We start from the raw sequence: 19935 nt of genomic DNA, 5'->3' as shown, positions 1-19935 counted from the left end.
TTCAGGACTCCTTGACCGCGATGGTCTCCACCGTGTTCGCAACGTGCTCGAACGCGTCGGCCGCCTCTTCGAGCACGTCGACGATCTGCTTGAGCTTCAGCACCTCGATGGCGTCGTACTTGCCGTTGAAGAGCTGCGCGAGCAGCTTGCGGTGGATCTGGTCGGCCTGGTTCTCAAGACGGTTGACCTCGATCCAGTACTCGGTGAGGTTGTCCATCGTCCGCAGGTGCGGCATGGCCTCGGCGGTCAGCTCGGCCGCGCGCGCCAGTACCTCGATCTGCTGCTCGACACCCTTGGGGAGCTCCTCCACGTTGTAGAGGACGACGAGATCGACGGCCTCCTCCATGAAGTCCATGATGTCGTCGAGCGACGAGGCGAGCTTGTAGATGTCCTCGCGGTCGAACGGCGTGATGAAGGAGGAGTTCAGCTGGTGGAAGATCGCGTGGGTCGCGTCGTCTCCGGCGTGCTCCGCTGCCCGCATCCGCTCCGCGATCTCGGCCCGGGCGGAGGAGTCCGCTCCGAGCAGTTCCATCAGGAGCTTGGAGCCCGTGACGATGTTGTCCGCGGATGCGGCGAACATGTCGTAGAAGCTCGTCTCCCTGGGGGTCAGACGAAATCGCACGTGAGGTCCTCGGGGTGCATTGGATTCGGTCAGGCTGATGCTAGGCGCATCCCCCGGCCACGGCTAACCGGCGGTTCCCCAGTGTCCTCCATCAGGCAGAGTGAGGACCACGGACCCCTGCCCCTTCGGCCGGGGCCCAGTACCCTATACCCATGAGGGGTATGCACCCTTCGTTCCGGAGCACGGGAGGACGTATGACGACCATCGAGGCGGAGGGTTCCCACGACGGCGGAGCCGTCCACGGCTACCACCACCAGAAGGACGAGCACCTCAAGCGGCTGCGCCGGATCGAGGGCCAGATCCGCGGCCTCCAGCGGCTCGTCGACGAGGACGTCTACTGCATCGACATACTCACCCAGGTCTCGGCGAGCACGAAGGCGCTCCAGTCCTTCGCGCTCCAGCTCCTGGAGGAACACCTGCGCCACTGCGTCGCCGACGCCGCGGTCAAGGGCGGCACCGAGATCGACGCCAAGGTCGAGGAGGCCACGAAGGCCATCGCCCGCCTCCTGCGCACCTGACCCAGCCCCGCCGGCGTTTGAGGCGCGGGGTCTGGGGCAGAGCCCCAGGACACGGCGCGTCAGCCGGCCCAGATGCCCATCAGCACCTCGTCGATCCGGTCCTGGCTGAGCCGCTCCTCCGCCGCGGCCGAAGCCGCGATGATCAGCTCACCGCACAGCTCGATCTCGGCGAGAGCCACGTGGTCCTGCACCGTCGTACCGCCTGCGGGAGTCACGCGTGCCACCTCAATCTGCCACCGGCCACCGGCCACCGGCACTCGCCGGCGCCCGACTCCTCAGCGTAGGGAGGCAACGCCTCCCGCCGCATGACACGGATGGACCATTTCCGGATACCAGCCCATGGCCCGATCGCCCCACCCGCCCCACTACTCGGCGATCTTCCCCGCGTAAATGTCCCCGCTTGCGGGCAATACGACGGTTACCGGCGTCCCGAACCCGTACAGCAGCGTGGTCGACGAGACATCGATCACGCCATTGTTGACGTAGGTGAACCGGTGCCGGACCTTCCGCAACCGCCCCTCCTCGTCCAGGTAGGCATCGAACGGCACCGAGTCCGTGCTGAACCCTTTCGCCGCCGCCTCCAGCGCCCCCCGCAGCTCCGGTGAGGCACTCCCCGCGGCCCGCCCGATGTCGGTCGTCCCCCGGTAGTGCCGCACCTTGGTGCCCGCCACCTCGGTCTCCCCGACGTACGTCACCTCCAGCGCCCCGCGCAGCAGCTCGGCCGCGATCAGCGGATCGGTGGCCCCGCCCGTGACCAGGTTCCCGTCGGCGAGGGCCGTCGTGTCGATCCGCACCCACTTGTCGGCGGGGACGCCCGCACCGCGGTTCTTCATGTAGAGCGCGCCCGGCACGAGCAGCTCGGTGATGGGCCGGTGCTCGGCCTTGCCCTTCACGTCGGCGGGGAGCATCACCAAGAGCTGGCCCATCCGGTTCTTGAAGTCGACCCCGCCCTCGCCGCGGATCGTGACCCGGGTGCCGCCCGTGGCCATCTCCATGGCCGTACGGGCCCGGGCGCTCCCCGTCTTCGCCAGTGCGTCGGCGGCCCCGCGGACCACCGCCGCCGCGTCCGCCGGAGGCCGGTCGTCGCTGCCGCCGCCGCCCGCGCATCCGCTCATCGCGGTGACCGCCAGGGTGACGCCGGCGAGGAGCACCGCCTCACCCGCACGTCCGCGCCGACGCTTGTGCTGGTGAACCACCATCGCCTGCCAACCCCCAACGCATGACCGCTGTTTGCCCGAGGCCCCCACCCGCTCCGGTTAACGAGGTCCGGGGTTTCCCGTCACGGGCCGCGGGGTCCCCGACCGCTGTCCCCCCGGGTACCGTTGAGCCGTGGAACCGCACACCGACGCGACCTCGGTCCCTCCGCTTGCCGCCGTGCCACTCCCGCGGCCGGGAGCCGACCCACATCCGCCCGCCGCCGGCCACTCCACGTCCACCGCCGACAGAGGATCCTTCTGCCTGGCCGTGTGCACTTGCGGCTGGACCGGCCCGGCCCGCCGCTCCCGCGACCTGGCCCGCAAGGACGCCACCCGCCACCCGGCGGGGTAGCCGGGCGCGGGTGCGCGCCGGCCCTTCCGGATCTTGCCTAGTGCTGTGACCGGAAAGGTTCACCGGGACACGGCCCCCGGCACGGCACCTCGCCGCGTTGTCGGACCGTGCCGGTACGTCCAGTACGAGCCGCGGCCCTCCGCCTTGCGATGCCCCGCACCGGACGCCGCGCCCCGGCAAACCTTTCCGGCCACAGCACTAGCCCGTTCGGACGGCCCGGCTGGCCGGGGCGCGCCGCAGCGGATGCCCTTGACTCATGCCAGGATCCGCAACCCGCGTCGCGGCCCTCCTCTGGGCCCTGCTCATCGTGTCCGCCCCGGCCGCCGCGGCCTGGGCCAGACCCTTGGGCTCGGCGGACAGCCCGGCCGACGTGGCCCTGGCCATCGGGCTCACCTCCACCGCGGCCGTGGCCACCGGATTGTGGCTGCGCTCCCGGTACCGCCGCGAGGGAGACACCGACGGCGGCAGCCCGTGACGCCGCGCCCCCGCCCGCCGGCGGTCCGCGTGTGCTTCGGGGCGGCGGGGCTGTGCCTACTGGCGGCCGTACTGCTCGCCGTATGGGACTCGTACGCGCAGACGTGAGCCCCGTACGCCCGGGCAGGACACTTCCTAGTGCTGTGACCGCACTAGGCGGCGAGGTCGCTCTCGTGCGTACGCTGCCCCGCGGGCGGGGTCTGTGCCTGCGGGAGGCCGACCGGCCGGGGCAGCGCCCGGCCCTTGGCCCGTACGAGGCGCCCGAAGCGCCGGGAGGCCGCCACCGCCCGCACCGCCGGGGTGAGCAGGGCCATCGCGAGCGGCGCGAGCACCAGCACGACGGCGGTGCCGAGCGCGAGGCCGCCGATCACGTCGGTCGGGTAGTGGACGCCCATGTACACGCGGCAAAAGCCCTCGGCGAGGGCCAGCCCGATCCCCAGGAGCCCGAACTTCCGGTTCGCGATGAACAGGCCCACGCCCAGGGCCATCGCGAGGGTGGTGTGGCCGCTGACGAAGGAGAACTCGGCGTTGCCGATCTCCGCGCCGAAGCCGGGATCGAGCACCTGGAGGCCCTCGTGCTGGCGGAACGGCCGCGGCCGGCCGACGAATTCACGCAGCGGCACATTCACGAGCAGGGCCAGCCCGGCGGCCAGCGGCGCCCACACCAGCGCGGCGAAGGACTCGACGGCCGCGGCCTCGTCCTGCCGGCGGGCACCGCGCCAGCACCACAGGACCAGGAGCACCAGGGCCAGCAGGATCCCGTACTCACCGGCCAGGCTCACGGCCCGGTCCAGCCAACCCGGGGCTTGCCGGGCATGTCCGTTGACGTGGTAGAGCAGGCTGACATCCACGTTCGGCCCACCTGTTGTGAGTCCAGCCATGGTGATGCGGCCCCTTGCCCTTGCCGTGGATCCCCTGCGGGCGCACCCCTGTGTGCGCCCCTTCGCCCCCCACTTGATCAACCCCCGCGTTCATGGAACGCCCGTTCTGGCAACTACGTTCCACTCTCCACCGAATGATCACTCCAACGTTATCGAAGAGTGACACGTCGTCGCAGCTCAGGGCCTTTGCTTCACGGAGAGTTGCTACGGCGTCCGACCAGGCGCGGAGCGCTCCGGAAGAGCCTCCGCACCATCCTTGGTCACGCGCGTCGCACCGAAGTAGTCAGGCGTGTCGATCTTGTCGAAGCGGATCACGGCGCCGGTGTACGGGGCGTTGATCATGTATCCGCCGCCCACGTAGAGCCCGACGTGCCGGATCTCCCGAGAGTTCGTCAGATCATCGGAGAAGAACACCAGGTCACCGGGCAGCAGTTGATCGCGCGAAGGATGCGGCCCGGCGTTGTACTGGTCGTTCGCGACCCGCGGCAGCTGGATCCCCACCGTCTCGTACGCGGCCTTGGTCAGCCCCGAGCAGTCGAACCGCCCGTCCTGGTCGGGCGTTCCGTTGCCGCCCCACAGGTACGGCGTGCCGAGCTGCTTCTGCGCGAAGTAGATGGCCCCGGCGGCCTGTTGCGAGGGCGCCACCCGCCCCACGGGCCGCTCGAAGCTCTTCGCCAGGGTCGTGATGGCCTTCACGTAGCCCTGGGTCTCCTTGTACGGCGGCACACCCCCGTACTTGATGACCGCGTAGGCACCCGCGTTGTACGCGGCCAGCATGTTCGACGTCGCGTCCCCGCGCACGCTCGCCACGTCCCGGGCCAGCTCGCAGTCGTAGGAAGCGGCCGAGGGGATCGCGTCATTCGGGTCCCAGATGTCCCGGTCCCCGTCGCCGTCCCCGTCGATGCCGTGGCCCGCCCACGTACCCGGGATGAACTGCGCGATGCCGCGCGCGTCCGCCGGGCTCACGGCGCTCGGGTTCCAGCCGCTCTCGGAGTACAGCTGAGCGGCGAGCAGCGGCGGGCTGATGGACGGGCAGAGGCTGCCCCACTTCTCCACCAGCGCCTGGTATTTGGCGGGCACCGCCCCCTTGGTCAGGCCCACGGCGCGGCCGCCCGCGCCCGACGCCCCCACCAGGCCCGCGGCGGCCGAGTACGTCCCCACGACGAGCAGGGCCACGAAGGTCAGACACAGCCCGATCCCGATCCCGCCGGCCATCCAGAATCTGCGCACCCGTCAACCCTCCCCCATCCACGTCACTTCAACGTGCGATTCGGCCGTGTCGCATGTCCTACTACCCCACTTGGAAGCCGGTGCAGGCGATGCTGTCGTACTTCGTAGGGTCATCCTCGACGTGGTAGAAGACAACCGTCCAGTCCCCCGGGTCGTTGCCGAGGGGCACGGCGGGCCAGGTCCTGCCCGCGCCGTGCAGGGTGAAGTCGTCCGGATACGTCAGCGTCACGTCGCCGCCCGACTTCCAGTGGGTGTAGATGTCGGCGGGCTTGCTGGTGTAACCGACGGCCCTGTTGTCCATGGGGAAGGGCTTGCCGGTGTCCGGCGAGATGTCGTGCGGGGACTTGACCGCCACGGACACGTAGTACGGATCCGGCGCGGACTGCGCCATCTCCGCGTACTTGATCCGCATGCTGATGCGCACGGACTTGCCCGGCGCCGCACCGGGGCCGGTGGTCGACACCGCGTACTGGAAGTCGGCGCCCGGCGCCTTCACCTCGGCGGGCTGGTTGCACTGGCCGACCCCCTCGGCGGCCTTGGCCGGATCGGGGGAGGCCGTCCACAGATAGCGCGAGATCCGGTTGCTCTCGATGTACTCGGCCGGCGGCTTGGCGCCGCCGTTGGGGGCGGTGGCTCCGGGCGTCTGCCCGCCGGGCGCCGCCGCGGGCGGCGTACGCGTGGCACCGCCCGCGGCGGCCTCGCCCCCGCTCGCGCCCCCGCTCCCGCTCCCGCTCCCGCTCCCGTCGAACGGGATCAGCTTCCACGCCGCCAGGGCGAGCGCCACCGCCACGGCCACCCCGGCGCCGGCCCGGGCCCCGGGCCGCAGCCCCGACCAGCGCGCCGGCTGTGCCTGCTGTGCCTGCTGTGCCTGCTGCGTGGGGACGTACGGGTACCCGGGCCCCTCGGTCCGCATCTCGTGCACGGGCACCGGCTCCCCGAGCGCCCCCAGCCCGACGTACACCGGGTCGTCCACCAGCGCGTCCCGCACCCCGCACCGGCTGATGACCTCGGCCGGAGCCGGCCGGGCCGCCGGATCCTTCGCCACGCAGGCCCCGATCAGCGCCGCCAGATCCGGCTCCACCCCGGCCACGTCGATCGGCTCGTGCACCGCGCGGTAGCCCACCGTCGCCGCCACGCCCGTACCGAACGGCGGCCGCCCGGTCGCCGCGTACGCGAGCGTCGCCCCGAGCGCGAAGACGTCCGCGGCCGCCCCCGCCTCCCCGCCCAGCAGCACCTCGGGCGCGGTGTACCCCGGAGTGCCCGGCGCCTGCCCGTCCTGGGTGAGGGCCGTGTCACCCACCCCGCGCGCGATGCCGAAGTCGATGAGCTGGGGACCCTGCGCGCCCAGGATCACGTTCTGCGGCTTGAGGTCCCGGTGCGTGACCCCGTACGCGTGGACGCTCGCCAGGCCCTCCGCGAGCGCCGCGCCCAGCCGGCGGCAGGTGGCGGCGGGCAACGCACCGCGCTCCCCGACGGCATGAGCGAGAGTCGGACCGGCCACGTACTCGGTCGCGATCCAGAACGGGGGCGCCGCCAGCGAGGCGTCGATCAGGTTCGCCGTGTACGCCGACCGCACCGCACGCACCGTCTCGGCCTCCCGGCGAAAGCGCGCCAGCGCCTCCGGGTGGCCGGTGATCTCGTCCCGGATCACCTTGACGGCCACCAGGCGCCCGCCGGGCGAACGCCCGAGGTACACCTGCCCCATTCCGCCGGCGCCGAGCCGGGTGAGCAGTGCGTGGGCCCCGATGTGGGCCGGGTCGGTCGTGCTGAGCGCCTCCATCCGACCGAGCCTGCCACACCGACTTCCGTGCGACGAAGGTGGGTTGACGCCCGCGGTACGGGCCGGCGGGCCCGTACCGGCAAGATCCGAAAGAGACGGCCTAGGTCCGGGGAGCGACGAAGAGGCTCTGCGCACTGCGCCCGATGGGCCCCTTCTCGTCGTGCAGCTGCGCGTCGGCCAGCCCGATCCCGGCCGCGTCCACGCTCGTACGGGCTTCCACGCAGGCCCATTCGCCCACCGGATGGCGGTGCAGATGGACGGTCAGGTCGCTGTTGATGAAGACGTAGCGTCCGAAGTCCATCACCGAGCTGATGCCGTTGCCCGAGTCGGCGGCGATCAGCACCCGGTCCAGCGGCCTGGTCTCCTCCCCGGCGACGAGCGGCACCTTCATCCGCATCCAGCAGGTGCCGGGCCCCAGCTCGACGAACGCGCCCTCCGTGAACCGGGTCTCCATGGCCGAGTGGTAGCCCTGCTCCCACGGCACCGGGAAGAACGGCGTCACCTCCACCTCCCCGGGCGGCGGCAGCTGCGGCCCCGGAGCCACGGCCGGCACGGCCTCCTCCGCGACCCTGATCCGCAGGGCCCGCGCCAGCATCACGGGCGCGGCCCCCGCCGGGGCGAGGGCGGCCTCGACCACCTCGGTGCTGCGCCCGGCCCGGACCACGCTGGTGGTGATCTCCAGCGCGCCGATCGGCACCGGGCGCAGGATCTCGTACGTGATCCGGGCGATCCGCATGTCCGCGCGCGCACCCGGCCGCTCCTCGACGGCCCGCCCGAGCAGCGCGGCCGGCGGCCCGGCGTGCTGGGAGCCCGGGTCCCAGGGGCCGCGCGTGTACTCGGTGGCGGTGAACCGCCCGGCATCAACTCGTTCGAAGAACCCCTCGACAGCGCCCATACCCCGCACGCTACCGACAGGTAACCGGCGATACCAGCCCCGCGCCGGCAGCTCAGCGGGCGAACCCCAGCCCCACCCCCAGCCCCACGAGCACCGACCCGATGGCCCGGTTCAGCGTCTTCTGCGCCTTCAGCATCCGGTCGCGCAGCCGGGAGTCCGAGAAGAACAGCGCCACCGCCCCGAACCAGCCCAGGTGCGCCACCGACATGAACAGCCCGTAGCCGGCCTGCTGCCACACCGGCGTGCCCGGGTCGACCACCTGCGTGAAGGTCGAGACGACGAACAGCGTGGTCTTCGGGTTGAGCACATTGGTCAGGAACCCCGACCGCATCGCCCCCGGCCCGGTCAGCCCCGGCTTCGACTCCAGGTCCACGGTCACCTCGGCCCGCGCCCGGAAGGTCCGTATCCCGATCCACACCAGATAGGCCGCACCCGCCAGCTTGATCGCGGTGAACAGCGCGGTGGAGGAGGCGATCAGCAGACCGACCCCGAGCATCGTGTACGAGACGTGGACCAGCACGCCGGCCGCGACCCCGGCGGCGGCGAACAGCCCGGTGGGCCGCCCGTAGAGGTAGCTGTTGCGGACCACCATGGCGAAGTCGGCGCCGGGACTGATCACGGCGAGGAGAGTAATAACGGCGACTGCGATCACTTCTGTCATGGGCCGATGCTCACCGCACCCCCCTCCCGGATCAACCCACTTACCGTCCGGCGATTGCCCACGCCTGCCCATACCTACGAAATGCCCCTCCACCGCCCCGCCGAGGACGCCGCACTGCTGCGCCCGCGGCCTCGAGATACGACTGACCTCCACCGACGGGTAACAATGGACAAGTGCCGAGTACCCCTGCCACCCCCGCCACCCCCGCCACCCCTGCGGCCCCTGCCACCCCTGCCGCGCTGCCCGTCCTCCAAGCCGACTGCGCGAACTGCTTCGCGCTCTGCTGTGTGGCCCTCCCCTTCGCCAAGTCCAACGACTTCGCCGTGAACAAGCCCGCCGGAACCCCCTGCAAGAACCTCCAGCAGGACTTCCGCTGCGGAATCCACACCCGGCTGCGCGACAAGGGCTTCCAGGGCTGCACCGTCTTCGACTGCTTCGGCGCGGGCCAGCAGGTCTCCCAGGTCACCTTCGGCGGCCGCGACTGGCGGACCCACCCCGACACCACCCGCCCGATGTTCGACGTCTTCCCGGTGATGCGGCAGCTGCACGAGCTGCTCTTCTACATCAGCGAGGCCCTGACCCTCCCGGACGCCTCCGCGGTCCACCCGCAGCTCCGCCGCGCCCTGGCCGACACGGAGAAGTGGACGCGCGCCGACGCGGCCGCCCTGGCGGACCTGGACGTGGCCACCCTCCGCCAGGAGATCAACACCCTGCTCCTGAAAACCAGCGAGCTCGTACGGGCCAAGGTGCCGGGCCGCAAGAAGAACCACCGCGGCGCCGACCTGATGGGCGCCCGCCTCTCCGCCGCCAACCTCCGCGGCGCGAACCTCCGCGGCGCCTACCTGATCGCCGCCGATCTCAGCAACGCCGACCTGCGCACGGCCGACCTGATCGGCGCGGACCTCCGCGACGCCAACCTCCGCGGCGCGGACCTCCGAGGCGCCATCTTCCTCACCCAGCCCCAACTCAACGCAGCCCAGGGCGCCCCCACCACCCAAATCCCCCCCACCCTCACCCTCCCCACCCACTGGACCTAACCCACACCGCGGCACAACCCAGCCCCCACCGGCCAAGTCCAGCCCCACCGGCCAAGTCCAGCCTCGCCGGCGTTTGAGGCGCGGGGCCCGGGGCGGAGCCCCGCTCTTTCACCACCGCCGCACAATCCAGCCCCGCCGGCGTTTGAGGCGCGGGGTCCGGGGCAGAGCCCCGCTCTTCCAGCCCCGCCGGCCAAGTCCAGCCCCGCCGGCGTTTGAGGCGCGGGGTCGGGGGCGGAGCCCCAGCAACGGCGCCGCACCCGCTCCGCCCACCCCGCCCCCACCACCCCCGGGGACCGGACCCTCACACCCGCGCCAAAAACCCCCGCACGGCGGCGAAAAACCCCTCCGGATCCCCCACCCGCACCGCATGCCCCGCCGGCAACTCAACCAACCGCACCCCCGCCCTCCGCACGGTCATCTCCCGCGCATGCTCCGCCGACAGCACCCCGCTCCGATCCCCCCGCACCAGCAGCGTCGGCCTCCGCACCTCCAGCCAGTCCCCCCAGTGGTCCCCGTTCAGCCCCCGCTGGGACTCCACCATGTCCTCCACCTCGAACGCGGTCCCCCACCCGTCCGCATACTCCCGCAGGGACCCCGCCAGATGCGGCGCCGCACTCCCCACCCCCGCCAGGAACCCGGCCCGCGTCGCGGCCCGCCTCGGCCACTGCCGCGTGAAGGACAGGTCGTCCTCGACCACCGCCCCGATGTCCTCGACCACCACCGCCCGCACCAGATCGGGCCGCCGCGCCGCGAGCTGGTACGCATTGACCCCGCCCAGCGAATGCCCCAGCACCACCGCCGGACCCAGCCCAAGGTGCTCCAGTACGGCCGCCGCGTCCGCGACGTACCCCTCCCGCGTGTACTCCCCCGCCCGGTCGGAATCCCCGTGCCCCCGCTGATCCAGGGCGATCACCCGCCACGCCGGACCGACCTCCCGCGCCAGGTCCGCGAAGGCCGCCCCCTCCCCGAAGTGCCCGTGCAGCGCGAGCAGCGGCGCCCCCGGTCCCCCGAAGTCCGTGTACGCCAGCTTCCGCCCGCCCGGCATCCGCCCGTCCGGCACCCGCACCAATCCCGGCAACGGCCCCAGCTTGTCGATGACCCGCTGCCGCAGCAGCTGGTACTCCTCCCAGCGCCTCGACAGCCGCCCGGGCGGCCGCTTCACGACCCTGCCCGGCGTCACCGTCTCGCCCCGCCGGAACTGCTCCCGCGTCAGGTCGATCCGTATCCCCCCGGGCAGCAGGTTCCACCAGTGGTACCCCTCCTGCCGGCCGTCGACGAACACCTCTCCGAGCACCAGCTCCCCGCCCACGATGTCCTGCACCACGACGGCGGTGATGTCGCACTGCCCCCAGGCCGGATTCTCGGCCGTCCAGGAGATCCCCGAGATGCCCGCGGGCTCGGAGGTCTCGGCCGACCATCCCGCCCGGATGGCCGCCTCGATATCGGCAAGGGTCCACGGAGTCGTCGTCATGCCACCCAGCCTGCCGGACCCCACTGACAACGCCCCTCACGCGCACGGCCGGACCGACCACTCACTCACCGACCAACTGGCCGACCGACTGACTGAATATCGGACATATATCGGCGAGTCGGACCAACGCCACGCGCCCCCGCTACTCCGAACGGCGGCCCCTCACCCCACCCCCCGTACGCCGAGACGACAATCATTGCCCGGCGTCACCCTCCGTGATACACAGAGTGACCGCACATTCTTGCTGGTCAGAGCGCGCAGGCAGGGCGCGGGCCGCGAGATCGGGTAAAGAGACCCGTCAAGTCGACGACGGCGGCGGTTTCATCAGCGAAGATAGTGCGTAACCCCTGCCGTCGGGCCGGGGCCTTCGGAACTACCCATGCAGGGGCGGTGAGTTACATGATCCTGGCAGCCGAAAAGGGCGACATCACCACCATCATCGGCGGAATCGCCCCGAACTGGGGGCCTTTCGGCAGTCTCGGCAACGAAGCGAAGGTCATGATCGAAGTGGTCATGGCCGTGGCGATCCTCCTCTGCCTGGGCATCGCCATCTGGGGCGCGGCCAAACAGCGCATCGGCGCGACGGCCCTGCGCGACACGTTCAGCGCGGAGCAGGGCAAGGGCCTGATCGTGGCCGGGCTGACCGGAGTCTTCATCATCGGCTCCCTCGGCACCCTCTTCACCATCGTCTACGGAATGGCCGTCTAGCCGGGCCACCGCGGCCGTACCTGATGAGGACTCACCACACCGCGCCTACGCGGGAACCAGCGCTACCGTCGTACGACGCGGAGGGGGCCGACACGGAATGAGCAACGACGACCAGTACGGCGGCGGCCACGGCGAGGTCGGCGGCACGGGCCAGACCCGCACCCGCCTCCCGGACTCCCCCGCCGACCCGTACGGCCCCACCCGCCGCACCCCCCGCCCCACCCGCAGCCTGATCACGGTGGTCGGCGTGGTGGTCCTCCTCATCGCCGCCATCGCGTTCGCGAACCAGGCCCCCGACACCCCGGAAAACAAACCCGCGGACAACGCCCCGGCCGCCACCTCCACGACGGCCACGGGCACCACCCCCGTCACGGGCAAAGCCGCCGGCATCCCCAGAGGCTTCACCCACGACGAGCAGGGCGCCCAGTCGGCCGCCGCCAACTACGCGGTCGCGCTCGGGTCCGACGGCATGTTCAAGAAGAACTCCCGCCACGCCCTCGTCGACGGGATCTACACGCCAAGTGTGGCGGCCGGCCTGAAGGGCCCTCAGGACGAGGCGTACTCCACCGACTTCCTGGCGAAGCTCGGCCTCGACGCGAACGGCAACCCCCCGCAAGGCAGCACCTTCGTCACCCGTACCGTCCCGATCGGCACCCGCGTCGAGAGCTACAGCCCGACCAGCGCGAAGATCGCCGTCTGGTACACGGGCCTGATCGGCATGTCCGGCGCCAAGTCCACCGATCCGGTCCGGACCCTCTGGAAGACCTGGACCTTCGAACTGAGCTGGATCGGCGAGAACTGGAAGGTCGTCGATGACACCCAGCAGGACGGGCCCGCCCCGGTTCCCGGTGATGTCCCCGTGTCGACGTCCGACGACATGAGCAAGGCCATCAAGGAATTCGGAGGATTCACGTATGCCCGCTAGCCTCCGGCTCCCCGCCCGGCTGGGCGTGATCGCCTCCGCCCACCTGGCCGTCGTGGCGCTCTCGACCCGCGCCTACGCGGCCCCCGCACCCACTCCCACGCCCACCCCGCAGGCCAGCAACGACCCCTGCGCCCTGCTCGACGGCCCCTCCAAGCAGTACTGCGAGAGTGGCACGGGCACGTCCGGGGGCACCCCAAGGACCGGGCTGGCACCCAGCGATGGCGGAGACGCCCTCAACCCGCTCGCCTCCCTGGCGAAGGGCTGCGCCGACGCCGCCGCCTGGATCGTCACCAAGCTCAGCGAAGCAGTCAAGGGCCCGGCCGAAGTCGACTTCACCAACCCGACCTTCCTCAAGCAGTACTCCGTCGTCTTCGCCGCCTCCACCATCCTCACGCTCGTCCTCTGGCTCTTCGCCGTCGCCAAGCGAGCCGTCCGCGGCGTCCCCTTCACCACCGCCATGTCCGAAGCCATCGGCTTCCTCTGGCTCACCGTCCTCGCCTCCGCCTTCACCCCCCTCGTCCTCTACACCGTCGTCTCCGCCACCGACGGCGTCACCGAGGTCATCGCCTCCGCCACCGGCAGCCAGACCGACGTCTTCTTCGGCTCCTTCTCCGAAGCCCTCAAGAAGGGCGACGACATCGGCGGCGGCCCGATCATGCTGATCGTCGTCGCCCTCGTCACCGTCCTCGCCGCCGGCGTGCTCTTCCTGGAGCTGTTCATCCGGGCCGCCCTCCTCTACGTCGGCGCCCTCCTCGGCGTCGTCGTCTACTCCGGGCTCGTGGACCGCAACCTCTGGGGCCACGTCCGCCGCTGGGCCGGCATCATGATCGCCGTCATCCTCGTGAAGCCGGTCATCGTCATCGTCCTCGGCCTCGCCGGTGCCCTGACCGGCGAAAAGGGCCCGAACGCGTTCTCCGCCGTCGTCACCGGCCTCGCCATCATCCTCCTGGCGATCTTCGCCTCCGCGATGATCTACCGCTTCGTCCCCGGCTTCGGCGACGAGATCGCCTCCGCCCGCTCCAACCGCAGCAAGGCCACCGACGGCGCCCAGGCGGCCGCCGTCATCAGCTCCCCGGCCTCCCTCGTCTCGCAGGGCATCAAGACCCACAGCAGCCGCGGCGCCCACCGCGGAGGCGACGGCGGCGGCAACAGCGCGCCCCGCCCCGCCAACCCCATCTCCGGAGGCGTGGCCGCCCACAGCAGCCGCCCCTCCGGCGGCGGGTCCGGCGGCGGATCCGTCCCCTCCGCCGCACCCCCGCCCCGCACGAGCACGAGTTCGAGTACGAGGAACACAGGAGGTGACGGGCGTTGACGACCCAGTCCCACCAGCTGCACCCGGTCGCGCCCCGCCGCACGTATCTCATCGGCCGGGCCCGGCCGAACGCGATCGTCGGCAAGAACCGCGAGACCGGCGAGATCGCCCTGATCATCGCCGGGGCGTTCTTCGGCATGATGAGCGGACTGCTCGTCCCCGACCTCACCCTGCGCATCGTCAGCCTCGCCGGTTTCCCCATGCTCGCGCTCGCCGCCGTGTACGTCCCGTACAAGGGCCGCACCTTCTACCGCTGGTTCGAGATCAGCCGCAGTTACAAGCGGACCCTGCGGCGCGGTACGACGTACCGCTCGGGCGCCATGGAAGCCGGCATCCGCGGCTCCGACGGCCGCGAGGTCGAGGTCGGCCCGCCCCCCGGCATCGGCCGCATCAGCTGGCTCGCCGCCCCCTTCGGCCCCGACGAGATCGCCGTGCTCCTCCACGCGGACCGCCGCACCGTCACCGCCGCCATCGAGATCGAGGGCCCCGGCGTCGGCCTGCGCGACAGCGAGGACCAGGAAGCCCTCGTCGACCGCTTCGGCACCCTGCTCAAGCACGTGGCCAACGGCGACGGCTTCGTCACCCGCCTCCAGATGCTCGCCCGCACCCTGCCCGCCGACCCGGACGCGCACGCCAAGGACGTGGCCCAGCGCGGCGACACCCAGGCCCCCGGCTGGCTGCGCGAGTCCTACGACCAGCTCCAGTCGATGGTGTCCACCTCCTCCGAGCAGCACCGCGCGTACCTCGTCGCCTGCATGCACTACACGCGCGAACTCTCCGCCGAGGCCCACACCATCGCCCGCGCCGCCACCCCCCACAAGGGCCGCAAGCTCGACCGCGACGCGGGCCTCGCCATCGTGATGGCCCGCGAGCTCACCGACATCTGCGCCCGCCTCGCCGAGGCCGACATCCGCGTCCGCCAGCCGCTGGGCCAGGGCCGCCTCTCCTCCCTCGTGCACTCCATGTACGACCCGGACCACCCCATCGACCACATCCAGGCCATGACCAAGCGCAACGCCTGGCCCGCCGAGCTCGACGCCGTGGAGCCCACCTTCCTCCAGGCCAAGACCCGCGAGTCCTCCACCCGCGCCCCCTGGTGCCACGCCACCGCCTGGGTGAAGGAGTGGCCGATGACCCCGGTCGGCGTCAACTTCCTCGCCCCGCTCCTCGTCCACACCCCGGACGTGATCCGTACCGTCGCCGTCACCATGGACCTGGAGCCCACCGAGGTGGCCATCGAGCGCATGCTCACCGAGAAGACCAACGACGAGGCCGACGCGAGCCGCGCCGCCAAGATGAACCGCACCGTCGACCCCCGCGACATCGCCGCCCACGGCCGCCTCGACCAAAGAGGTGAAGATCTCGCCAGCGGTGCGGCGGGAGTCAACCTGGTCGGGTACATCACGGTGTCCTCGCGTTCACCGGAGGCCCTCGCCCGCGACAAGCGCACCATCCGCGCCTCCGCCGGCAAGTCCTACCTGAAGCTGGAATGGTGCGACCGCGAGCACCACCGCGCCTTCGTCAACACCTTGCCGTTCGCCACCGGCATCCGACGCTAGCTGGAGGGAAGTGCCGCCCATGCGAGATCCCATGTCCGCCCTGACGGACGCCTTCACCAGCTTCCTCTTCGGCAAAGTCGAGACCACGCGCCTGCCCGTACGCACCTCCACCGGGCAGGCGCAGGCCGTCTACCTGCCCACCGCCGCCCCCGGACTCGGCGACTCCGGCGTCATCATCGGCCGCGAGGTCTACAGCGGCAAGGGCTACATCTACGACCCCTTCCAGCTCTACGGCCAGCAGCTCCCGGCCCCCCACTGGCTGGTCCTCGGCGAATCCGGCAACGGCAAGTCCGCCCTGGAGAAGACGTACGTCCTGCGCCAGCTCCGCTTCAAGGACCGCCAGGTCGTCGTCCTCGACGCCCAGGGCGAAGACGGCGTCGGCGAATGGAACCTGATCGCCCAGCAGCTGGGAATAACCCCCATCCGCCTGGATCCGATCGCCGCCAACGACGACGGCATCCGCCTCAACCCGCTCGACCCGGCGATCACCACGACCGGCCAGCTCGCGCTGCTCCGGACCATCATCGAGGTCGCCATGGGCCACGGCCTCGACGAGCGCGCCGGCTTCGCGCTCAAGGTCGCGCACGCCTACGTCGTCGACACCATCCGCGACCGCCAGCCCGTCCTCACCGACATCGTCGAGCAACTGCGCCACCCCGAAGCCGAATCGGCCCTCGCCATGAACGTCGACATAGACGATGTCCGGGCCTGGGGCCTCGACGTCGCCCTCGTCATCGACCGCCTCGTCGACGGCGACCTGCGCGGCATGTTCGACGGCCCCACCACCGTCGGCATCGACCTCGACGCGCCCCTGATCGTCTTCGACCTCTCCCACATCGACCGCAACTCCATCGCCATGCCCATCCTCATGGCGATCGTCGGCGTGTGGCTGGAACACACCTGGATCCGCCCCGACCGCAAGAAGCGGATCTTCCTGGTCGAAGAGGCCTGGCACATCATCAACAGCCCCTTCGTGGCCCAGCTGTTCCAGCGCCTGCTCAAGTTCGGCCGCCGCCTCGGCCTGTCCTTCGTCGCCGTCGTCCACCACCTCTCCGACGTCGTCGACGGCGCGGCCGCCCGCGAGGCCGCGGCCATCCTCAAAATGGCCTCCACCCGCACCATCTACGCCCAGAAGGCGGACGAGGCCCGCGCCACGGGCCGCGTCCTCGGCCTCCCCCGCTGGGCGGTCGAGATCATCCCGACCCTGACCCCCGGCATCGCGGTCTGGGACGTCAACGGCAACGTCCAGGTGGTCAAACACCTCATCACCGAAGCCGAACGGCCCCTGGTCTTCACCGACCGCGCCATGACCGAGTCCTCGGCCCCCGCCCGCCTCCACGACGACATGCTGGCCGCCGAACTGGAGGCGGAGGAACGCGCCCTGGCCATCGAACGCCGCCGCAGCAGCGGCCCCGGTTCCGCGACCACGGTGGCCTGACCATGCACGACGCACGACCTACGGAGACCCCCGCGAGCGGCGGCGGCATCCCCGACGGCCTGCTGGTCGGCCTGCTGGCCTTCCTCCTCGGCCTCGCCGTACTCGTCTGGTCGGCCACCGGCCTGGCGGCCGTCTTCGCGAAGGGCGCCTGGCCCGACACGGTCACCTTCACCCGGACTCCGGAGGCCGTCCGCGCCCTGATAACAGAGCCGCACGACATCGCCGCCGCCTGGCCGGACACCGCCCCGTCCGCCCTCTCGGGCTGGGGCCTGTTCTGGGGCCTGTTCATCAGCCAGCTCCTGGTGATGTTCGTGCTCACCGTCTTCGCGATCGGCGTGATCGCCCGCACCAAGTCCCGCCGCGCCCTGGCCAAACAGGCCGCCCTGGACCCCGTACCGCAGGCCGACCCACACCCGGCACCGGCGCGGGCACCGGCACCTGCCCAGCACCAGGCGGCCAATCCAGCCCCGCCGGCCAATCCAGCCCCGCCGGCGTTTGAGGCGCGGGGTCTGGGGCGGAGCCCCAGCACCGAAGCCTGGCCGGCGCCCCCTACCACCGCCCCACAGCCGCGCATGGCCTACGCCAGCCCGACCGACCGCCTCCGCGCCGCAGCACACCGCATCAGCGAGACGGAGGGAGCAGCACTGATCGTGACCTCCTCCCCCGCCCTCTGGGCCGAGACCAAGGACGCCCGCGCCAAACTCGGCCCGGTGCTCCTCTACGACCCCTCCCACCTGTGCGACACCCCGGCCCGCATGCACTGGAACCCGGCCGAGGGCTGCGCCGACCGGGACACCGCCGCCGCCCGCGCGACCGCCCTGCTCGCCCCCGTACGCCCCCAGGCCCGCCTCGACGCGGCCGTCGCCGACACGGCGGAAACGCTCCTGCGCAGCTGGCTCCAGGCCGCGGCCGTCGACGACCGCCCGTTCAAGCAACTCCACCGCTGGGCCCAGGGCAACGGCGCCCAGGACCCCGTCCGCATCCTGCGCACCCACCCTCAGGCCGCCCCCGGCGCGGCCGGCGAGCTGGAGAGCGCCCTCACCGCCCACCCTGAACGGCGCGAGCTCGCCCAGAGCCTGACGGCCCGCGCCCTCTCCTGCCTGACCTCGATCCACATCCGCGAAGCCTGCAACCCGAACCGAACGGATTCGCTCGCACTCGCATCGTTCGCCGCCGAAGGGGGCACCCTCTACGTGGTGGGTGAACCTCTGGAGGACCCCCGTACCCACCCGGGTGCGATGCCCTTGCTGACCGCACTCGCCTCTCACGTGGTCGAGCACGGCCGCCGCATGGCCGTACGGTCATCCCACGGTCGGCTCGACCCACCACTCGCGCTGGTCCTGGAGGACATCGCGGCTGTCGCCCCGATCCCCCGGCTTCCCGAGCTGCTCCAGGACGACTCGCTCCCCCTGCTGGCCCTGTGCCGCAGCCGCGAACAGGCCCGCGCCCGCTGGCCGGAGTCCACCTTCGACCCGGCCCCGCACGAATCCCGCTAGGGCCGGACCTAAGGCCGGGGGAAGACGTACTCCAGTTCCTTCGCCGTCGGGTCCCCGGGCTTGGACACGATCGAGCCGCTCGGCACGAACCCGAACCGCCGGTAGAAGGCACCGGCCCGCGCGTTGTCCTCGTGCACGAACAGCCGTACGCGTTCCAGCGTGGGCTCCTCCAACGACCAGGCCCACTCCAGCGCGGCCGCGAACAGGGCCTCGGTCAGCCCGGTCCCCCGCTGCTCGGTCCGCACGAACACCCCGACCGCATGCCCCTGCGTCTGCTCGATCTCCTGGTCGAAGAAGTCGGTGGTCCCGCCCTCCTCGACGAGCACGGTCACCGTCCCGTCCCACTGCCCGCCGGGAGCCACGGCGACGAACTGCCGGGCCGACCGCCCGTGCGACGCGCCCTGGGCCCGCCCCTGCCAGAACTCATCGGGGTGGGCCTCCGCCTGCTCGACGGTCTCCAGGAAGGCCACCGGCGCGGCCGGATCCTGGAGCGCAGCGATCCGCAGCGCCTTGACCTGCTCCCACTCGTCGCCGCGCACCGGACGTATCACATGCTGGAACTCGTTCATGGGCGCGATCCTACGAGTTGAACAGGCAGACTTCACCCGTGAATTCACCGAACCCGCACGTCGAGGCACTGCGCCACGTCGCCGCACGCTCCTTCGGCCCACCCATGGACCCGGCCCTGGCGGTGACCCTCAACTTCCACCCGGACCGCGTCTGCGGCGACCGCCCGATCCTCACGGCCCTGGCCGAAGACGGCGCGTACCGCTCGCAGTTCGTCACGGGCACCGGCACCGGCAGCCTCACCGCCCACCGCGGTGGCGCACGCTGGCAGTGGGAGAGCCGAATATTCGGCGGCGCGTACGACGAAGCCCCACCCGAATCCCGCCCGGTCTACGGCGCCTTGAACTTCCGCCACAATCCCGCCGGCGCGGCTCCCCGCTTCGGCTCGGCCCACTTCCGCCTCACCCCAGAAGCCCTCCCCCGGACCACTTTCTGCTAACCGGACAGCTATCTCGAGCCCGAATCCTTCGGCGTCGCGGCCCGCATGTCCCTCGTCCCCCTGGCGGAGGCCGACGACCAGGACGCCTCGACGACTACATCGAGGCACAGGTCCACACCCCGGTCCTGCTCGATCGCGATGTGGCCGCTCTCGTACTGGACCCCAGCTACCGGGACACGGAGATCGAGGCCGCGGCCGACAAACTCCCCTGCCCGACCGAATGGCACGCGGGCTTCCGACTCACCGTCGCCTAACTCCAACACTTCGGAAGCAATTGCGCCTGAACGCAGAAAAGCCCCGCACCGAACCCATAAGGGCTGGTGCGGGGCTTTCCCACAATGATTGTTCGGCGGCGTCCTACTCTCCCACAGGGT

At 71.4% G+C, this 19935-nt stretch carries 20 protein-coding genes and 1 pseudogene; 11 read left to right on the top strand and 10 right to left on the bottom strand.

Going from position 1 to position 19935, the window contains the following annotated elements:
• Window position 1: 1 nt before the first annotated feature.
• Complete coding sequence (locus ACZ45T_RS33100; protein WP_243631357.1) at window positions 2-622, bottom strand: DUF47 domain-containing protein; 621 nt, start codon at window positions 620-622, stop codon at window positions 2-4.
• 194 nt (window positions 623-816) lie between these two features.
• Here ACZ45T_RS33100 and ACZ45T_RS33095 point away from each other — a divergent pair, with 194 nt between their 5' ends.
• Window positions 817-1140 carry a metal-sensitive transcriptional regulator gene (locus ACZ45T_RS33095; protein ID WP_362598499.1) on the top strand — a complete coding sequence of 108 codons (324 nt, stop codon included), beginning with the start codon at window positions 817-819 and terminating at the stop codon, window positions 1138-1140.
• Window positions 1141-1199: 59 nt separating this feature from the next.
• On the opposite strand, the gene ACZ45T_RS33090 is transcribed toward ACZ45T_RS33095, so the two are convergent.
• Both ACZ45T_RS33090 and ACZ45T_RS33085 read right to left on the bottom strand, forming a co-directional pair.
• Window positions 1200-1355 (bottom strand): hypothetical protein, encoded by a 156-nt coding sequence (locus tag ACZ45T_RS33090; protein ID WP_360894414.1) that lies wholly within the window; start codon window positions 1353-1355, stop codon window positions 1200-1202.
• Between the two features lie 150 nt (window positions 1356-1505).
• Complete coding sequence (locus ACZ45T_RS33085) at window positions 1506-2339, bottom strand: SCO4651 family lipoprotein (protein ID WP_468447832.1); 834 nt, start codon at window positions 2337-2339, stop codon at window positions 1506-1508.
• Between the two features lie 130 nt (window positions 2340-2469).
• Between ACZ45T_RS33085 and ACZ45T_RS33080 the strand changes: the two genes are divergently transcribed.
• Both ACZ45T_RS33080 and ACZ45T_RS33075 read left to right on the top strand, forming a co-directional pair.
• Window positions 2470-2688, top strand: coding sequence for a hypothetical protein (locus tag ACZ45T_RS33080; RefSeq protein ID WP_468447831.1), 219 nt, complete (start codon window positions 2470-2472; stop codon window positions 2686-2688).
• Window positions 2689-2944: 256 nt separating this feature from the next.
• Complete coding sequence (locus ACZ45T_RS33075; protein ID WP_468447830.1) at window positions 2945-3163, top strand: hypothetical protein; 219 nt, start codon at window positions 2945-2947, stop codon at window positions 3161-3163.
• 151 nt (window positions 3164-3314) lie between these two features.
• On the opposite strand, the gene ACZ45T_RS33070 is transcribed toward ACZ45T_RS33075, so the two are convergent.
• The 5 genes from ACZ45T_RS33070 to ACZ45T_RS33050 all read right to left on the bottom strand — a co-directional run bounded on the left by ACZ45T_RS33070 (window position 3315) and on the right by ACZ45T_RS33050 (window position 8609).
• A complete protein-coding gene (locus ACZ45T_RS33070) occupies window positions 3315-4043 on the bottom strand; it encodes a phosphatase PAP2 family protein (RefSeq protein WP_468447829.1) in 729 nt (242 codons plus the stop codon).
• A 204-nt stretch (window positions 4044-4247) separates the two neighbouring features.
• The gene (locus ACZ45T_RS33065; protein WP_468447874.1) at window positions 4248-5258 is read right to left on the bottom strand and encodes a C40 family peptidase; all 1011 of its coding nucleotides are present in this window, start codon (window positions 5256-5258) and stop codon (window positions 4248-4250) included.
• Window positions 5259-5334: 76 nt separating this feature from the next.
• Complete coding sequence (locus ACZ45T_RS33060; protein ID WP_468447828.1) at window positions 5335-7053, bottom strand: serine/threonine-protein kinase; 1719 nt, start codon at window positions 7051-7053, stop codon at window positions 5335-5337.
• Between the two features lie 100 nt (window positions 7054-7153).
• A complete protein-coding gene (locus ACZ45T_RS33055; RefSeq protein ID WP_468447827.1) occupies window positions 7154-7948 on the bottom strand; it encodes a thioesterase family protein in 795 nt (264 codons plus the stop codon).
• 52 nt (window positions 7949-8000) lie between these two features.
• Complete coding sequence (locus ACZ45T_RS33050) at window positions 8001-8609, bottom strand: LysE family translocator (protein ID WP_468447826.1); 609 nt, start codon at window positions 8607-8609, stop codon at window positions 8001-8003.
• A 239-nt stretch (window positions 8610-8848) separates the two neighbouring features.
• On the opposite strand from ACZ45T_RS33050, the gene ACZ45T_RS33045 reads away from it, so the two are divergent.
• On the top strand, window positions 8849-9646 hold the full coding sequence (locus tag ACZ45T_RS33045; RefSeq protein ID WP_468447873.1) for a pentapeptide repeat-containing protein: 798 nt from the start codon (window positions 8849-8851) through the stop codon (window positions 9644-9646).
• Between the two features lie 301 nt (window positions 9647-9947).
• Here the strand turns inward: ACZ45T_RS33045 and ACZ45T_RS33040 are convergent, their stop codons facing one another.
• Window positions 9948-11117 (bottom strand): alpha/beta fold hydrolase, encoded by a 1170-nt coding sequence (locus ACZ45T_RS33040; protein WP_468447825.1) that lies wholly within the window; start codon window positions 11115-11117, stop codon window positions 9948-9950.
• A 399-nt stretch (window positions 11118-11516) separates the two neighbouring features.
• Between ACZ45T_RS33040 and ACZ45T_RS33035 the strand changes: the two genes are divergently transcribed.
• The 6 genes from ACZ45T_RS33035 to ACZ45T_RS33010 all read left to right on the top strand — a co-directional run bounded on the left by ACZ45T_RS33035 (window position 11517) and on the right by ACZ45T_RS33010 (window position 18555).
• A complete protein-coding gene (locus tag ACZ45T_RS33035) occupies window positions 11517-11825 on the top strand; it encodes a hypothetical protein (protein ID WP_008742356.1) in 309 nt (102 codons plus the stop codon).
• Between the two features lie 97 nt (window positions 11826-11922).
• On the top strand, window positions 11923-12750 hold the full coding sequence (locus tag ACZ45T_RS33030) for a hypothetical protein (RefSeq protein WP_468447824.1): 828 nt from the start codon (window positions 11923-11925) through the stop codon (window positions 12748-12750).
• Complete coding sequence (locus ACZ45T_RS33025; protein WP_468447823.1) at window positions 12740-14062, top strand: hypothetical protein; 1323 nt, start codon at window positions 12740-12742, stop codon at window positions 14060-14062. The genes ACZ45T_RS33030 and ACZ45T_RS33025 overlap by 11 nt, the downstream gene beginning before the upstream one ends.
• Entirely contained in the window at window positions 14059-15621 is a 1563-nt protein-coding gene (locus ACZ45T_RS33020) for an SCO6880 family protein (RefSeq protein WP_468447822.1), read from the top strand. Before ACZ45T_RS33025 ends, ACZ45T_RS33020 begins: the two co-directional genes overlap by 4 nt.
• 19 nt (window positions 15622-15640) lie before the next feature.
• The gene (locus ACZ45T_RS33015; RefSeq protein ID WP_468447821.1) at window positions 15641-17059 is read left to right on the top strand and encodes an ATP-binding protein; all 1419 of its coding nucleotides are present in this window, start codon (window positions 15641-15643) and stop codon (window positions 17057-17059) included.
• Between the two features lie 2 nt (window positions 17060-17061).
• On the top strand, window positions 17062-18555 hold the full coding sequence (locus ACZ45T_RS33010) for a P-loop NTPase family protein (protein ID WP_468447820.1): 1494 nt from the start codon (window positions 17062-17064) through the stop codon (window positions 18553-18555).
• 8 nt (window positions 18556-18563) lie between these two features.
• Here the strand turns inward: ACZ45T_RS33010 and ACZ45T_RS33005 are convergent, their stop codons facing one another.
• The gene (locus ACZ45T_RS33005; RefSeq protein ID WP_468447819.1) at window positions 18564-19124 is read right to left on the bottom strand and encodes a GNAT family N-acetyltransferase; all 561 of its coding nucleotides are present in this window, start codon (window positions 19122-19124) and stop codon (window positions 18564-18566) included.
• A gap of 104 nt (window positions 19125-19228) precedes the next feature.
• On the opposite strand from ACZ45T_RS33005, the pseudogene ACZ45T_RS33000 reads away from it, so the two are divergent.
• Window positions 19229-19809, top strand: a pseudogene (locus tag ACZ45T_RS33000) (DUF3626 domain-containing protein); the annotation flags it as partial.
• Window positions 19810-19935 lie beyond the last annotated feature (126 nt).

The sequence above is a fragment of the Streptomyces sp. NPDC030995 genome, from assembly GCF_055571215.1.
The sequence above is the reverse complement of the archived record's forward strand: the minus strand, read 5'-3'. Positions and strand labels throughout refer to the sequence as shown.

Coding starts and splice junctions, on each gene's coding strand:
- ACZ45T_RS33015 (WP_468447821.1), top strand. CDS start 15,641: ATGCGAGATCCCATGTCCGCCCTGACGGACGCCTTCACCAGCTTCCTC.
- ACZ45T_RS33050 (WP_468447826.1), bottom strand. CDS start 8,609: ATGACAGAAGTGATCGCAGTCGCCGTTATTACTCTCCTCGCCGTGATC.
- ACZ45T_RS33055 (WP_468447827.1), bottom strand. CDS start 7,948: ATGGGCGCTGTCGAGGGGTTCTTCGAACGAGTTGATGCCGGGCGGTTC.
- ACZ45T_RS33035 (WP_008742356.1), top strand. CDS start 11,517: ATGATCCTGGCAGCCGAAAAGGGCGACATCACCACCATCATCGGCGGA.
- ACZ45T_RS33040 (WP_468447825.1), bottom strand. CDS start 11,117: ATGACGACGACTCCGTGGACCCTTGCCGATATCGAGGCGGCCATCCGG.
- ACZ45T_RS33095 (WP_362598499.1), top strand. CDS start 817: ATGACGACCATCGAGGCGGAGGGTTCCCACGACGGCGGAGCCGTCCAC.
- ACZ45T_RS33065 (WP_468447874.1), bottom strand. CDS start 5,258: ATGGCCGGCGGGATCGGGATCGGGCTGTGTCTGACCTTCGTGGCCCTG.
- ACZ45T_RS33060 (WP_468447828.1), bottom strand. CDS start 7,053: ATGGAGGCGCTCAGCACGACCGACCCGGCCCACATCGGGGCCCACGCA.
- ACZ45T_RS33075 (WP_468447830.1), top strand. CDS start 2,945: ATGCCAGGATCCGCAACCCGCGTCGCGGCCCTCCTCTGGGCCCTGCTC.
- ACZ45T_RS33070 (WP_468447829.1), bottom strand. CDS start 4,043: ATGGCTGGACTCACAACAGGTGGGCCGAACGTGGATGTCAGCCTGCTC.
- ACZ45T_RS33085 (WP_468447832.1), bottom strand. CDS start 2,339: ATGGTGGTTCACCAGCACAAGCGTCGGCGCGGACGTGCGGGTGAGGCG.
- ACZ45T_RS33030 (WP_468447824.1), top strand. CDS start 11,923: ATGAGCAACGACGACCAGTACGGCGGCGGCCACGGCGAGGTCGGCGGC.
- ACZ45T_RS33005 (WP_468447819.1), bottom strand. CDS start 19,124: ATGAACGAGTTCCAGCATGTGATACGTCCGGTGCGCGGCGACGAGTGG.
- ACZ45T_RS33010 (WP_468447820.1), top strand. CDS start 17,062: ATGCACGACGCACGACCTACGGAGACCCCCGCGAGCGGCGGCGGCATC.
- ACZ45T_RS33025 (WP_468447823.1), top strand. CDS start 12,740: ATGCCCGCTAGCCTCCGGCTCCCCGCCCGGCTGGGCGTGATCGCCTCC.